General features: G+C 43.9%; 1 pseudogene. It reads left to right on the plus strand.

What is annotated here, in order from left to right:
• Positions 1-56: 56 nt before the first annotated feature.
• Positions 57-658 (plus strand): annotated as a pseudogene (locus BLO31_RS09250) (IS256 family transposase); the annotation flags it as partial.

A 658-nucleotide genomic window follows, 5' to 3' on the forward strand; every position in this document is an offset into this window, starting at 1 on the left:
GGTAGTGTTTAGAAATCTGTGTCATTTCAGTAATATGTATAAAACAGGAATGACATATGACCAACGAATTCGATCTGGAACAAGCCATTAACGCTCTTCAGTCAGGACAAGACCTGACAGGTAAATATGGCTTCTTAACTCCCCTTATTAAACAGATAACTGAAGCTGCATTAAAAGGCAGAACTTGAGCTACACCTAGACAATGACGACCAACCAAACCGCAACAATGGCTCAAGCAAAAAGACGGTTAAGTCTTCAGTAGGCGCATTTGAACTAGACACACCACGTGATCGCCAAGGCTCGTTTGAGCCTCAACTCATCAAGAAAAACCAAACTAAGCTCACTGATGAGAGCGACCGTAAGATCTTGTCTATGTTCTCACTTGGTATGAGCTATCGTGACATTCGTGGTCACGTTGAAGATATGTATGGTATTGATGTCTCTGAAGCCACGATAACAGGCGTGACAGACCGCTTAATCCCTGAACTTAAAGAGTGGCAGCAACGTCCACTAGACCCACTTTATCCCTTTGTCTGGCTTGATGCCATCCATTAAAAATCCGAGAAGATGGACGCTACGTCAGCAAGGCGATTTACACTATCCTTGGCCTCACGATTGGAGGTAAGAAAGCGTTGCTAGGTCTTTACCTATCCGAATC

The organism is Vibrio sonorensis (assembly GCF_001854765.1).
Lineage (GTDB): Bacteria > Pseudomonadota > Gammaproteobacteria > Enterobacterales > Vibrionaceae > Vibrio > Vibrio sonorensis.